Source organism: Vreelandella sulfidaeris Esulfide1 (genome assembly GCF_054072535.1).
Genome location: NZ_CM133364.1, coordinates 3,679,271 through 3,692,411 on the forward strand (window position 1 = coordinate 3,679,271; position 13,141 = coordinate 3,692,411).

13 protein-coding genes are annotated in these 13,141 nt (G+C 56.0%); 4 read left to right on the forward strand and 9 right to left on the reverse strand.

Translation table 11 applies throughout. The features are described from left to right. From ACW44H_RS17125 to ACW44H_RS17165, 9 genes are all read right to left on the reverse strand, one after another. Positions 1–327, reverse strand: a complete 327-nt coding sequence (locus ACW44H_RS17125; protein ID WP_457505735.1) for a DUF1244 domain-containing protein — start codon at positions 325–327, stop codon at positions 1–3. A gap of 105 nt (positions 328–432) precedes the next feature. Next, positions 433–1,533 carry a formate dehydrogenase subunit gamma gene (locus ACW44H_RS17130; RefSeq protein ID WP_457505736.1) on the reverse strand — a complete coding sequence of 367 codons (1,101 nt, stop codon included), beginning with the start codon at positions 1,531–1,533 and terminating at the stop codon, positions 433–435. Between the two features lie 11 nt (positions 1,534–1,544). Next, complete coding sequence (fdh3B, locus tag ACW44H_RS17135; protein WP_022521832.1) at positions 1,545–2,159, reverse strand: formate dehydrogenase FDH3 subunit beta; 615 nt, start codon at positions 2,157–2,159, stop codon at positions 1,545–1,547. Positions 2,160–2,223: 64 nt separating this feature from the next. Next, complete coding sequence (locus tag ACW44H_RS17140) at positions 2,224–5,076, reverse strand: molybdopterin-dependent oxidoreductase (protein WP_457505737.1); 2,853 nt, start codon at positions 5,074–5,076, stop codon at positions 2,224–2,226. A gap of 24 nt (positions 5,077–5,100) precedes the next feature. Next, a complete protein-coding gene (locus tag ACW44H_RS17145; RefSeq protein ID WP_457505738.1) occupies positions 5,101–5,328 on the reverse strand; it encodes a twin-arginine translocation signal domain-containing protein in 228 nt (75 codons plus the stop codon). A gap of 173 nt (positions 5,329–5,501) precedes the next feature. Beyond that, entirely contained in the window at positions 5,502–6,116 is a 615-nt protein-coding gene (locus ACW44H_RS17150) for a TorD/DmsD family molecular chaperone (RefSeq protein WP_457505739.1), read from the reverse strand. A 4-nt stretch (positions 6,117–6,120) separates the two neighbouring features. Continuing rightward, entirely contained in the window at positions 6,121–7,848 is a 1,728-nt protein-coding gene (locus tag ACW44H_RS17155) for a 4Fe-4S dicluster domain-containing protein (protein ID WP_457505740.1), read from the reverse strand. A gap of 198 nt (positions 7,849–8,046) precedes the next feature. Next, the gene (locus ACW44H_RS17160; RefSeq protein ID WP_113269340.1) at positions 8,047–8,685 is read right to left on the reverse strand and encodes a DUF3306 domain-containing protein; all 639 of its coding nucleotides are present in this window, start codon (positions 8,683–8,685) and stop codon (positions 8,047–8,049) included. Beyond that, the gene (locus ACW44H_RS17165) at positions 8,682–9,122 is read right to left on the reverse strand and encodes a DUF3305 domain-containing protein (protein WP_113269339.1); all 441 of its coding nucleotides are present in this window, start codon (positions 9,120–9,122) and stop codon (positions 8,682–8,684) included. Before ACW44H_RS17165 ends, ACW44H_RS17160 begins: the two co-directional genes overlap by 4 nt. Positions 9,123–9,358: 236 nt before the next feature. Between ACW44H_RS17165 and ACW44H_RS17170 the strand changes: the two genes are divergently transcribed. From ACW44H_RS17170 to moaA, 4 genes are read left to right on the forward strand one after another with little or no spacing between them, the layout of a single operon-like run. Next, the gene (locus ACW44H_RS17170; RefSeq protein ID WP_457505741.1) at positions 9,359–10,216 is read left to right on the forward strand and encodes a formate dehydrogenase accessory sulfurtransferase FdhD; all 858 of its coding nucleotides are present in this window, start codon (positions 9,359–9,361) and stop codon (positions 10,214–10,216) included. Further along, complete coding sequence (gene mobA / locus ACW44H_RS17175; protein WP_457505742.1) at positions 10,213–10,824, forward strand: molybdenum cofactor guanylyltransferase MobA; 612 nt, start codon at positions 10,213–10,215, stop codon at positions 10,822–10,824. The genes ACW44H_RS17170 and mobA overlap by 4 nt, the downstream gene beginning before the upstream one ends. Then, positions 10,821–12,092 (forward strand): molybdopterin molybdotransferase MoeA, encoded by a 1,272-nt coding sequence (gene moeA / locus ACW44H_RS17180; protein ID WP_457505743.1) that lies wholly within the window; start codon positions 10,821–10,823, stop codon positions 12,090–12,092. The genes mobA and moeA overlap by 4 nt, the downstream gene beginning before the upstream one ends. Next, a complete protein-coding gene (gene moaA / locus ACW44H_RS17185; protein ID WP_457505744.1) occupies positions 12,089–13,138 on the forward strand; it encodes a GTP 3',8-cyclase MoaA in 1,050 nt (349 codons plus the stop codon). Before moeA ends, moaA begins: the two co-directional genes overlap by 4 nt. Positions 13,139–13,141: the final 3 nt, after the last annotated feature.

The window sequence follows — 13,141 nt, forward strand, 5'->3', positions numbered from 1 at the left end:
TTATCCCTTCGCCTTTTTTTGAGATTGGCGAGCCTCTAGCGCCGCCAACTGCTCGGGTGTCGCTTTCCCTTGGTAAAGCTCCTTCCACTCGCTATAGGGCATGCCGTATACGTACTCACGGGCCTCTTCATAGCTGAGGGCTTCATTTCGCGCTTCAGCAGCGGTCACCAACCACTTAGACAAGCAATTGCGGCAAAAGTCGGCCAAGATCATCAGGTCGATATTCTGGACATCTTTGTTGTCATCCAGATGGTCTAGCAAGCGACGAAACGCAGCGGCTTCGAGCTCTGTACGCGTGGTTGGGTCTAACTCATCAAATGCTGACATAACCTTTCCTCTCGCAAAGTGGTTTCTGGCTATTAACAACTTAAGGTGCAGCATAACAAAAGACACCGCCAGAAGGCGGTGTCTAAGCTCTCAATAAACAGCTTATCAGCTGGTTCGAGGCGCCGATGGCTCGCTGCTGCCACCAGCTGATTTACGAGCCGCTACCTCTTCTTCCGATAGCGTTTGGTCTTTGACCTCTTCGTACCATAGGTTGTGATGCTCTTTGGCCCAGCATTCATCCACGTAGCCAGTCGTCATACCTTCTAGCGCACCTTCGGTACCCAACGTTCCGATATAGATATGGCCTAAGGAAACCGCCGTCAGCCCCAATGCCCCCACCGCGTGGATAATATTCGCCCACTGCATGGTGTCACGGCCTTGATTGAAGTTAGGGAAGTCGAGCACAAACCCACTGGCGATCACCAATAGGCCCACCGTTGCCAGCATCCAATACCATGCTTTTTCGCCGCCATTGGCAAAGCCTGCATCGACATGCTTTTTGCCAATCATACCGCCGCCTTTCTTAAACCACACCCAGTCGTGCTTTTTGGGAATGTTCTCTTTGATCAAGCTGACCAGCAGTATAACGAGCAAAATGCCAAAAATTGGCCCCAGGTAATTGTGCAGCACTTTTGTGGCCGCAATCATCCAGGCCCAAATCCCATCGCCAAACAGCGGCCGGAACACAAACTTGCCAAACAGTAGCGTCATGCCGGTTAGGGCCAGCACGATAAACAGCGTTGCTACCGTCCAATGCAGTGCGCGCTTCATTAGCGTCCAGCGCAAGAGCAGGCGACCCGTGCGCGGTTGCTCAAGCTCCTTACGCCCCACAATGAAGTAGAACAGCGCGATCAGCGCCGCCATGCCAAATACCGCAATCAATCCAAACGGCGACACCCAGCGGTTGCGAATCTGCCGCCAGGTTTCACCGCTTGAATTGATCAGGCTGTAGTTACTGTCGGCGCGTGAATCACGATAGTTGGGACCGGTTTCTCCGCTACGTACCTGACGCCACTGATCGGTGGTAATGCCGGGGGCGGCGGTGGTCATTTCACGATTGGGATCCGCTTGGGCCATTGCTACTTGCGTAAAGCCGAGGCTGAGCGCCAGAGCAAGCGCCACTAACATAAAGCGACAGATGCCCAGGACGAGTCCTTTACCTGAGCGTGGCACCCCACCGGGTGCCTGTGCAGTCAACAGGTTCATGACAAGCCTCCTTACCCTTTATGGGCAGCATCATAGGCTAGGTTGTCGGCACTGGCCTGAGGGTTATTAGACCATGCGCCATCTTTGTGCCCGCGATGAACCACACGCTGACGGAAGATATCGGCTACATCTTGGGCATCACCGGCAAGCAGCGCTTTGGTGGAGCACATTTCGGCACACAGCGGCAGTTTGCCTTCAGCAATACGGTTGGAGCCGTATTTCTCGTACTCCTCTTCTTTGCTTTCGGCCGGGCCGCCCGCGCAGAAAGTGCATTTGTCCATCTTGCCACGCTCGCCGAACGCATCCTGCTGGGGAAACTGCGGGGCGCCAAACGGGCAGGCGTAGAGGCAGTAGCCACAGCCGATGCAGAGGTCTTTGTCATGCAGCACGATGCCATCATCGGTCTTGTAGAAGCAATCGGTGGGGCACACTGCCATACAAGGGGCGTCGTCACAGTGCATGCAGGCGACGGAAATGGACATTTCATCCGCCTCACCGTCATTGAGTGTCACTACGCGGCGGCGCTGAATGCCCCATTCAACGTCGTTGGCATTTTTACAGGCGGTGACGCAGCCGTTGCACTCAATGCAGCGTTCGGCGTCACACATAAATTTCATTTGAGCCATGTTGTTCTCCTCATGCCGGTGCGGGATGGCTCCCGCACCGTCGTGCTGTCAGGTCGGGTGGGGCTTAAGCGCGCTCAATGCGGCAAATGGTGCACTTGGTCTCTTGCATCAGTGTCACCGGGTCGTAACCGTAGGTGGTCGCGGTGTTGGCCGCTTCACCGATGATGTACGGATCAGACCCATCCGGGTAACGGTCGCGCAGGCTTTCGCCCTGGAACATGCCGCCAAAGTGGAACGGCATAAACGCAACGTTACGATCAACGCGAGGCGTGACCAGCGCTTTGACTTTCACGCGGCCCCCTTCAGCCCCTTCGACCCAGACCTGGTCGCCATCTTTGATGCTAAGGTCGTTGGCATCTGCCGGGTTAATCTCGACGAACATCTCCTGCTGGAGCTCGGCAAGCCACGACATGGATCGCGTCTCTTCACCGCCCCCTTCGTACTCAACCAGACGCCCTGAGGTGAGAATCATCGGGTACTCACCTGTGTTGTCACGGTCCTGAATGGTTTTGTACATGGTGGGCAGGCGCATGATCGAGTCGAAATCGTCCCAGGTAGGGAAGCGTTCGACCAAATCACGGCGTGTGGTGTAGAGCGGCTCGCGGTGTTTCGGCACTTGGTCGGGGAAGGTCCATACCACGGCACGAGCTTTGGCGTTGCCATAGGGCGCGCAGCCATGCGCAATCGTGACACGCTGGATACCGCCCGAGAGGTCGGTTTTCCAGTTTTTGCCTTCCGCCGCCTGCTTCTCTTCGGCGGTCAGGTCGTCCCACCAGCCTAGGTCTTTGAGCAGTTGGTCGTTGAACTCTGGATAGCCGTCGTCGATATCGCCGCCCACCGGCGCTGAACCTTCCGCCAGAAGGTTGACGCCGTCACGCTCGATACCAAAACGGGCGCGGAAGCCCATACCGCCTTCCATCACCGGTACGCTGGTGTCGTAAAGATTAGGCGAGCCCGGGTGGCGGAACTCAGGCGTTCCCCAGCAGGGCCACGGCAAGCCGTAGTAGTCACCATCCGCCGGACCACCCTCTGCGCGCAAGTTTTCAAAGCTGAACGTGTGCCAGTTTTTCTGGTGCTCTTTCAGGCGTTCGGGGCTTTGCCCGGTGTAGCCGACCGTCCACATACCGCGGTTGATTTCGCGCAGAATATCTTCAATCAACGGCTCATCACCGTTCATCTGATAGTTCTTGACCAGCTCATTACCGAAGCCCAACTTACGGGCGAACAGGTACATGATTTCGTGGTCGGGCTTGGACTCAAACAGCGGCTCGATCACGCGGTCACGCCACTGAAGCGAGCGGTTGGTCGCGGTGACACTGCCGGTAGTTTCGAACTGGGTGGCCGCTGGCAGCAGATAAACGCCGTCGCTGCGGTCATGCATAACAGCGGCAACGGTGGGATAAGGATCAACGATGACCATCATCTCGAGCTTCTGCATCGCTTTTTGCATCTCGACGCCGCGGGTCTGGGAGTTAACCGCGTGCCCCCAATAGAACATCGCTTTCAGCGCGGTACGCTGGGAAATGTTCTCGTCCTCTTCGAGCACGCCATCGACCCAGCGCGACACGGTAATCCCTGGGCTATACATGGGCTTGCCATCGGCATACTCGGTATCGTCATAGCGGCCTTTAAGCCACTCGTAGTCGAGATCCCATACCTGCGCCCAGTGTTGCCAGGCACCTTCCGCCAACCCGTAGTAACCCGGCAATGAATCACAACCAAGGCCAAGATCGGTCGCCCCCTGAACATTATCGTGGCCACGCAGGATGTTAGCGCCGCCGCCCGCCACACCAATATTGCCCAGCGCCAGCTCAAGAATGCAGTAAGCGCGGGTATTGTTGTTGCCGGTGGTGTGCTGGGTGCCGCCCATGCACCAGACCACACAGCCAGGCCGGTTGTCGGAGAGGCGTTTGGCGACGTCAAACATCTCGGCTTCGGGTACGCCGGTCACTTCTTCGACGACGCTGGGCGGGAAGTTGGCGACTTCGGCACGCACTTCGTCCATCCCATAAACGCGCTGATTGATGTACTCGTTATCTTCCCAGCCGTTCTCGAAAATATGCCACAGCAGGCCCCAAATATACGCCACATCCGAGCCAGGACGCAGGCGTACGTACTTGTTAGCCTTGGCGGCGGTACGGGTAAAGCGCGGATCGGCGACGATGATGTCGCAGTTATTACGCTCTTTTGCGATCAGGATATGCTGCATCGCCACCGGGTGCGCTTCACTGGGGTTAGAGCCAATGAACAGAATCGCCTTACTGTTATGCATGTCGTTGAGCGAATTAGTCATCGCTCCATAACCCCAGGTATTTGCTACGCCCGCCACGGTCGTGGAGTGGCAGATACGCGCCTGGTGATCGGTGTTGTTGGTACCCCACAACGAGGCCAGCTTGCGCATTAAATACGCTTGCTCGTTGCTGAACTTCGCCGAACCCAGCCAATAAACGCTGTCCGGGCTGTGCTCTTCGCGCAGTTCAAGTAGTTTGTCGCCGATTTCGTTAACGGCGTCTTCCCAACTCATGCGTTCCCACTCACCGGCCACCAGTTTCATCGGGTACTTTAGACGACGCGTTGAGTGACCGTGCTGGCGCAGCGAAGCGCCTTTCGCGCAGTGTGCGCCACGGTTAATGGGGTGATCAAAGGCAGGCTCTTGCTTGGTCCAAATGCCCTCTTGAACTTCGGCATAAACGCCACAACCTACTGAACAGTGGGAGCAGATAGTGCGTTTGACCTCGACCGGCGAGTCCAGCACGGGGGTTTTGTCGGCTGACTCGGCGCGCTGCATCATCGGCGCGCCCATGAAGCCCACAGCAGCCACACCACCGGTGGCTGCACCGCTACGCTTGAGGAATTGGCGGCGGGAAATACCCAGCCCGGAGGCCTTGGGGGTGTCTGTTTTGCGAGTTAAGCGCATGGCAAATCTCCTGGCATTCCGCCGTCAGTCACGCAGCGAGGCGTAGTAAGCACGGACGTGATCAGTCTCACGGTAGTTAACCGTTTGTTTTTCTTTTTTCACCGGGGCAGTATCAGCCTGAGCCAGGGTGATATGACCGACGGCCGCCGCAGCGCCTGCAGCGGCGGTACCCAACCCTAAGGTTTTCATAAACCGGCGGCGCTCAGAATTGTGTGTTGCTGAAGTTGAAGACAGTTTTGAAGACGGCTGCATGGGTTTCTCCTCTTACATGCTTTTTTATACTGGGCCTATTGTCACAGGGGCTTATGTCACAGCAGCTTATGTCACAGGGGCTTAGGCCTTTGTTATCAGGTTGCTTCGCGCTCTCGTTGGAGTGCTTGGTCACGGGTTGATTGGGCGCCATATAACCGATGCCGTATTAGATATCATAGCTCGACTATACGAACCTGCGCATGACTCTCGTCGCTAATCAGGCGAGCCTGCTCACTCTCCATAAAGGCGCTTCCCAACTGCCCCAGCGCTGCATAGAAAGCGGTATCTACCTGCCCCAGGTCGTCAAAACAATCGACTGACCAGGGCGCTAAATGCTGCTGAAAAAAGAAGGCCTGCTCTGGGTTTTCGGATTCAATCAACATCGCCATCACTTCACACAGTGCGGCGAGATGATCCTCGGGATCCTGCGTATGCTCACTACGTTCAAAGCCGAGTACTCTCAAGTCTCGACGCAGCGCCACCAGCGCTGCTTCCATCAATTCGCCATTGCGGTACCATGAGGCATACGGCACCACTTCCCCTTGAATCACGCCGACCAGAAGGCGGAAATGGGCACGCTGCAATTGCTCAATATCGGCTTTCTGCGCAGTACCTGCCAGTGCATGCCAGCACTCTGCTAGACGGCTGCCGTCTTGCTCGATGTCGAGGTCTGCCAGCCAGCTCAGTAGTTCGGCATCGGGGGGCTGGCGCAACAGCGTGGCAAGCAGTTGGTAGATATCGGCGCGAAGCGCATCTGCTTCTTTAAGCGTGGGCAGTGAATCTGTCATCGGCTTATACCTTCAGTTGCGCGTCGGGATCGCGAATCATGGTTTTCCAGACATCTTTCACCCGGCAGTCTTCGCACATTTCCAAACGAATCATCGCTTCACCGGCAAAATAAGGGTGGTTGGCCAACTTCTGTTTAATCGTCGCTACCGTGCTGACGGTGGCAAACGGCTTGCCACAGTTGATGCACTCAAAAGCCGCTTCTTCGTGACAGATATGCCGCGTTTCACGAGCACTTGACGCCAGGAAACCGGGCATCAAGGTAATCGCATTTTCCGGGCAGGCCTGCTCACACAAGCCGCATTGCACGCAGTCCGCTTCGAGGAAACTAAGCGCAGGCGTCTTGCCGCCTGACTTTAGCGCAGGCGTCGGGCAGTTACTGACACAGGCATGACATAACGTACAGGCGTCGCTATCGACCTGAATGGCGCCGTAAGCAGCGCCTAACGGCATAGCCACTCGCTCACCAATGGGGCTACCTAACTCAGCCAATCGCGCCAGTACTCGGTTAAAGCGTGTGCGCTTTTCAGGTTCGGGCAGGTTGAGCGGCGTTTCCGTCAAAGGCGTGAGTGTCGGTAATGCGTCGCGAGCCTCTGCATCGGCTACCTCGATCAGCGTTACACGAGCACGGTCATGACCCAATGCACCCAACAAGGCATGCGCCTGGGCGACTTGATCGGTTAAAAAAGCACTTAAGCGAGCGGGCATATTGGGATGTAACTGGATGCGCACTTCAGCAGCACCGGCGGCCAGCGCGGTTAGCCACTGATCATGCCCCGCCGCTCCCAGCTCTTCTAAAGGAGCATCAATGACGTGGCCTGCGGGCACAGCGCCTAAAGCACGTTCGGCGTCTTGGGAGTCATGGGTAATAAAACGCAGCACAGGCGCTTGGCCACCGGCTTCGCGATACGCGCCTAGCCAAGCGGAAAGCGTATCCTGCTGCCGGCGTGTTTCGGGCAAGCGAAATTCAATCGCACCCGTGGGGCAAGCGCTGGTACAGCTCCCAACGCCTTGGCAGAGGAAGGGATCAATCTCAATGCGGGATTCAATCCGGCCCTGGATACTGGAGATGGCATCCGCCGGGCAAACATCCAAACAGCGAGTACACCCTACATTACCGCTGCTGGAGTGGGCACATAAGTCGCTATTGACTTGAAAATAGCGCGGCTTGTCGAATTCGCCCATCAATTCGGCAAATTGTTCTAGCGCGGTGCTTCTTGCTTCCGCCTGCTGCCAGTCAACTACCACGTAGCCGGGGGGCGGCAATTCAACCGGCAAACAAGGGGTGGCGTTTAAATCGAGAATCAGATCAAACGTTTCGCGCCCAATCAAGGCACGGGCGAGATTAAGCGGCTCATCGCTATTCAGCGTCGCGTTAAACGCGCCCAAGTGGCCATTGATGTGCAGTTTTTCTGATTGGGCACGGGTCAGCGCCTGAGTAGTGAGGATCTCGGTGGCAGCGAGCAAGTCGCTATCATTCACCTCGTCGTCAACATCGGCGGCGTTGGGCGCAGTAAACATCAACGTCAACGAAGCTAGCCCGCGTCCTTGCAGGGCACGAGCGGCTTGTCGAGTATCGCGCTCACTGCCTAACAGCAGGGCATGACCGTGACTGTGGTAGGTCACATTGGCTGGCGTTAAGTTAGCGGGCCATGAGATACGTCGGCGTACCGTTTCCCGAGCCTCGGCATTGCGCTGGTCGTCTACCGACGCCAGTTGGATTCGTTGGTTCATGCGTTCTCACGGTCAGTGAATAATTCTTATTATAATTTTGAGTTATATAATTTAACTATTATGGCATAACAATGCATTGACGCTAAGTTCAGCCTATGGCGAAATGCGACATTTGCCAACCTAATTACTTTTAACGTCACCAACGCTTTTAGTCCGAAGAATAAGTAAAGCACTGATTAATAATACTAAACAAAATTCTCATGTTTTCTTCTGAGCATCAGTTAGAGAATCAGACTGGTCGTCTACTGAGTTATTTTTTACAACGTTGGCACTGTTAGCGCGCAACGTTGATGGCTCATCCTCTAATTCACCCGACTGTCCCTTTGTTTGCTCGCTAGCGACGACGTCTTTCTGGGTCTCGGGTTGGGTATCCTCTACTTGCTTATCGACCGTTTCTTCAACTTTATGAGTCCAGCGACGCAGTTTACTGGCAAGCTCCGACGCCATGGGCTTCAGAAGTTTATTATAATCGGCGTCGTAATCGTCCAAGCCGTCGCGCACATTGTAATTACCTGTGGCCCACAGGCGTTTCAATGCTTGCCGACGCAAAGGACCGCTCACGCCCGGCACCATGTACGCGCTGAAGTCGCTGCCCGCCTCCAGCGTCTCGGGGTCCGGCAAAGTGTGGTCGAGACTGCCGGGCTCAATTTCTCGCTCTGGTGTTGGTGAAAGTGGTTCTTCTGCCTTGTAAGTCTGTTCGCTTTCCTTGTAAATCGAAGCATTGGGTTCAGTGGACGTTTCATCAACTGGCTCTGAAACAGTTGAAGTGGCTGGCGAGGCGTCCTCTTCTTTTTGAGCATTACGCTTTAGTCGCGACCAGCGTTCCAGGCGGCTCATTTCGGCTGCTCCTTGGTGGGTGCCTCTTTGGCACGCCCAGCCCCTTTGCGTTTTTTCTTGCGCATTTCCATCGGCGCCTCCCCGTGGCGCGCCAGGTAGCTCTCAAGCCAGACCTGAATGGCCATTGGCATGGCGGCTTCCAGCACTTGTTGCTCGCCATCCAGCCAGCCGGCCGCGACGTCCTGACTGGCAGTAATCGCATCCGGCTTTGGCGTTTGCCCTGTAAAGCCCGCCCGAACGAATAACCGCGGCGTAGTAGACGTTAGATTGAAACGGTAGGCAGCACGCTCGGTCATTGAAAGCTGAAGATTAAGCACATCAGCCCCATGGTCGCCAAGCGCAAGCTCAGCAATGCGCCACTGCGTCAGCGTAAAACGCTTCACCTGCTTGGGCTCAGCCACCAAGGTAATACTGATGGGGCGTAGGTTATCGCTCATATTTTTAGAAACCCTGAACCGTGCATGGATGCATGTGAAAAAAATAGCACTTAGAGAAAATAGCGCTTAGAGAAAACAGTACTTAAAAGGATAGCGCTTGAATGGGTAGACAAGTAAGCATTCCCGGCGCCATCATCGTCAACTCCGACTTTTTTACTCAGGTATTTTCACTCAGATACAATAGTCAGAGTCAGTGTAAGAGACAGATGCTTTCATTTTAGCAGCGAGGATTGCGGATGCCCGCCCTTCAGTTAAGCCGAGCCCGCTTACCGGCCACTACCGAGATCAGCATCGTTGATGAATATGGCGATGCGCGCCAGCAGGCGATTGCCGCTGAGCGGGCGTTGACGGTTTACCTCAACAAGCGTGAAATCGTCACTTTAATGACGCTGGGTGATGACCCCGAAGCGCTGGTAGTGGGTTATCTACGCAATCAGGGGCTGCTCCGTGCCGCCGAAGATTTAGCCGCCGTGCAGGTTGACTGGGAGGTAGAAGCCGCGGTCGTGATTACACGCCACTTACCCGAAGATCTAGAAGCACGGTTAAGCACGCGTACAGTTACCACCGGCTGTGGTCAGGGCACCGTATTTGGCAAGCTATTGGATCAAACCGCCCTCACGGTGCTCCCCGATACGCAACTGGCACAGTCTACTCTCTATCAACTGCTGCAAAACCTTAATGCCTATAATGAGACCTACCGTAGCGCGGGTGCTGTTCACGGCTGCGCGCTTTGCCGCCAAACCGACGTGCTCGACTTTGTCGAGGACGTAGGCCGGCACAACGCGGTGGATACCCTGGCAGGGCGCCAATGGTTACAACAAGCCGACAGTGCCGATGCGGATATTTTCTACACCACCGGACGGCTGACGTCTGAGATGGTACTCAAAGTGGCACAAATGGGCATTAGCGTGTTGGTATCCCGCTCCGGTGTTACCCAAAAAGGCGTCGAACTGGCTGAACGCTTCGGCGTCATGTTGATCGCCCGCGCTAAAGGCCGCCATTTCCAGGCTATTAATACCCAAAATCGCTTGGCACTGGATGCGATACCTAATCGACCATCTCAGGCTCGTTCATCTAAAGAGGCAAGCGCATGATACCCACTCACGAACTCACCGGCATGATCCTGGCGGGCGGCGAAGGACGCAGGATGGGGGGCCGTGATAAAGGACTTGAGCCGTTTGCAGGCTTGCCGTTAGTCGGTCATGTGGTTAAACGCCTTGAGGGCCAGGTGGCCGAGCTGCTGATTAACGCCAACCGCAATGCCGACGCTTATCGCTTCTTTGCCGACCGTGTGATTGAAGATGTAGAAGGCGGGTTTAAAGGCCCACTCATGGGAATCTATAGCGGCCTGCGCGCGGCAAAAACGCCCTGGCTGCTGGTCGCTCCCTGCGACTCCCCCGCCCTGCCTGATGATTTAGTCGCGCGCATGGTGGAAGGCATTGGTGATCAGGACATCGCCGTCGCCTTTGATGGTGATCGCTTGCATCCCGTGGTTGCACTAATGCGCACTTCGCTGGCCGATGATTTGGCCGCAACGCTGGCCGAAGGCGAACGCAAGATTGACCGCTGGTATGCTCGCCATGCGTGGTGCAAGGTCGACATGTCGGACTGCCCCGATGCGTTTGCCAACCTAAATACCGAGGAAGAGAAGCTACGCCTGGAAGCGACGCTGCTGAAACATTCAGTCAAGGAGACCAGATGACGCTCTCTTGCTTTGACCTTGGCGAGAAAATGCTTAGCGTTGACGAAGCGCGCCAGGCGCTCGCCACCTTGATTGAGCAGCCGCTGGGCAGTGAACAGATCCCGCTGGCACAGGCCTACGGCCGACGTTTGACCGCTGCCATTCAGGCCCCCATTAACGTGCCGCAAAATACCAACGCGGCCATGGATGGCGTAGCGCTAGCCTTGCCCAGACAAGGTATTGGAGCCAAGCAAACCCATTGGCCGCTGGCCGGTGAGGTGTTGGCCGGGCAATATCGCAGCGAATTGGTACCGGCCGGTCACTGCGTGCGCATCACTACCGGCGCCCCATTGCCCCCGGGCACCGATACAGTGGTGATGAGTGAACAGTTGCGCGAACCTTCAGATGAGAAGCCTGCGCATGTGATCATTGAGTCGCCAGAACTCCTCAAACACGGCCAACATGTCCGCCAGGCTGGTGAAGATATCGCTATTGGCGAGACGGCTCTTCTCGCGGGAGCACGGCTTGATGCCGCATCGCTCGGGCTTTTGGCGTCATTGGGTTATGCAGAAGTGGCTGTGCGTCAGCACCCAAGGGTAGCGATTTTTTCCACCGGCAATGAAGTCACTGCGCCTGGTGAACCACTACCCAAGGCCAGCATTTATGATGCCAACCGATTTACGCTGATCGGCTTACTGACCGAGCATGGAGCCGAGGTGATTGATCTGGGCATTCTGCAAGACGACCTAGACGCGACTAAAACAGCGCTGCAACAGGCCGCCGAACAGAGCGATTTGGTTATTACCAGCGGCGGTGTATCGGTAGGTCAGGCCGACTTTACTCGCGCCGCGCTGGAACAACTGGGCCGTTTGGCTTTTTGGCGCGTAGCGCTGCGCCCAGGGCGCCCCATGGCCTGCGGCTGGCTGGGCGAATCACGAACACCATTTGTCGGCTTACCCGGCAACCCGGTCGCGGTCATGGTAACCTTCCTACAGTTTGTGGCGCCGCTGCTGGATCGACTCCATGGGCAGCCCATGTCGCCACCTCGACGCCTCCATGCGATTGCCGATCACCTGTTAAAAAGCCGCTTAAAGCGTACTGACTTTATTCGCGGCATTTACCATACTGATGACAATGGGCAGCTACATGTGCGCAGTACCGGCGCTCAAGGTTCAGGTATTTTAACCTCGATGGTGGCTGCTAACTGTTTGATTGAGCTTGCCGATGACCAAGACGGCGCACAACCAGGCGAGGTAGTCAGCATACAACCACTAACGGGATGGCTATGACCGAGCAACGACTGACTCAACAGGCTATTCAACCACGTTCTGGCCAGGCAAACGCTTCGCAGCAACTGATCGACGACTTTGGCCGACGCATTAACTATGTGCGAATCTCGGTAACGGATCGTTGCGATTTCCGCTGCGTTTACTGTATGAGCGAGGAGATGACTTTCCTGCCCCGCGAACAGGTCCTGACGCTGGAAGAGCTGGCCATGGTCGCCCGCGCATTTACCGAACTCGGCGTGGAAAAAATTCGTCTCACCGGCGGCGAACCGCTGGTACGCCGTGATATCACTCAGTTGGTCGACGAAATCGGCTCGATGCCGGGCCTGAACGATTTTACCATGACCACCAACGGCGCCAGCCTGCGCAAGCATGCCAAGCAGCTTTACGCCGGAGGTTTACGTCGACTGAATATAAGCCTGGATTCGCTGGATGCACAGCGCTTCAAACAGCTCACCCGCACCGGTGATTTAGCCAAAGTGATCGACGGCATCCATGCCGCCCAGGAAGCAGGCTTTAAGCGCATCAAGCTTAACGCTGTGATCCTAAAAGGCCGTAACGATGACGAAGTCATCGACCTAGTGACTTTTGCCCGCCGGGAAGGGCTCGATATTAGCTTTATCGAAGAGATGCCGCTGGGCGATGTTTCCGACCATTCGCGGGCGGAAACCTTCTATTCCAGCGACGACGTCCAGGCGCTGATTGAATCACGCTACCCGCTGATCCCTACGACTGAAACCACGCCTGGGCCCTCGCGTTACTTCAAAATGGCGGATAGCGGCAGCCGCGTCGGTTTTATCTCGCCCCATAGCCATAACTTTTGTGACACCTGCAACCGCGTGCGCGTGACCGTAGAAGGCCGCTTGCTGCTGTGTTTAGGCAACGAACACTCAGTGGATCTTCGTGCCGTGCTGCGCCGTCACCCCGGCGATATGCAGGTACTTAAAGAGGCGATTATCAATGCCCTGCCGCTGAAGCCTGAGCGCCACCACTTCACCACTGATGGTGATGTGCAAGTAGTGCGCTTTATGAATATGACAGGGGGCTAAGCC

Excerpts from the sequence above, each read along its gene's own strand:
- ACW44H_RS17125 (WP_457505735.1), bottom strand. The coding sequence starts at position 327 with ATGTCAGCATTTGATGAGTTAGACCCAACCACGCGTACAGAGCTCGAA.
- ACW44H_RS17130 (WP_457505736.1), bottom strand. The coding sequence starts at position 1,533 with ATGAACCTGTTGACTGCACAGGCACCCGGTGGGGTGCCACGCTCAGGT.
- fdh3B (WP_022521832.1), bottom strand. The coding sequence starts at position 2,159 with ATGGCTCAAATGAAATTTATGTGTGACGCCGAACGCTGCATTGAGTGC.
- ACW44H_RS17140 (WP_457505737.1), bottom strand. The coding sequence starts at position 5,076 with ATGCGCTTAACTCGCAAAACAGACACCCCCAAGGCCTCCGGGCTGGGT.
- ACW44H_RS17145 (WP_457505738.1), bottom strand. The coding sequence starts at position 5,328 with ATGCAGCCGTCTTCAAAACTGTCTTCAACTTCAGCAACACACAATTCT.
- ACW44H_RS17150 (WP_457505739.1), bottom strand. The coding sequence starts at position 6,116 with ATGACAGATTCACTGCCCACGCTTAAAGAAGCAGATGCGCTTCGCGCC.
- ACW44H_RS17155 (WP_457505740.1), bottom strand. The coding sequence starts at position 7,848 with ATGAACCAACGAATCCAACTGGCGTCGGTAGACGACCAGCGCAATGCC.
- ACW44H_RS17160 (WP_113269340.1), bottom strand. The coding sequence starts at position 8,685 with ATGAGCCGCCTGGAACGCTGGTCGCGACTAAAGCGTAATGCTCAAAAA.
- ACW44H_RS17165 (WP_113269339.1), bottom strand. The coding sequence starts at position 9,122 with ATGAGCGATAACCTACGCCCCATCAGTATTACCTTGGTGGCTGAGCCC.
- ACW44H_RS17170 (WP_457505741.1), top strand. The coding sequence starts at position 9,359 with ATGCCCGCCCTTCAGTTAAGCCGAGCCCGCTTACCGGCCACTACCGAG.
- mobA (WP_457505742.1), top strand. The coding sequence starts at position 10,213 with ATGATACCCACTCACGAACTCACCGGCATGATCCTGGCGGGCGGCGAA.
- moeA (WP_457505743.1), top strand. The coding sequence starts at position 10,821 with ATGACGCTCTCTTGCTTTGACCTTGGCGAGAAAATGCTTAGCGTTGAC.
- moaA (WP_457505744.1), top strand. The coding sequence starts at position 12,089 with ATGACCGAGCAACGACTGACTCAACAGGCTATTCAACCACGTTCTGGC.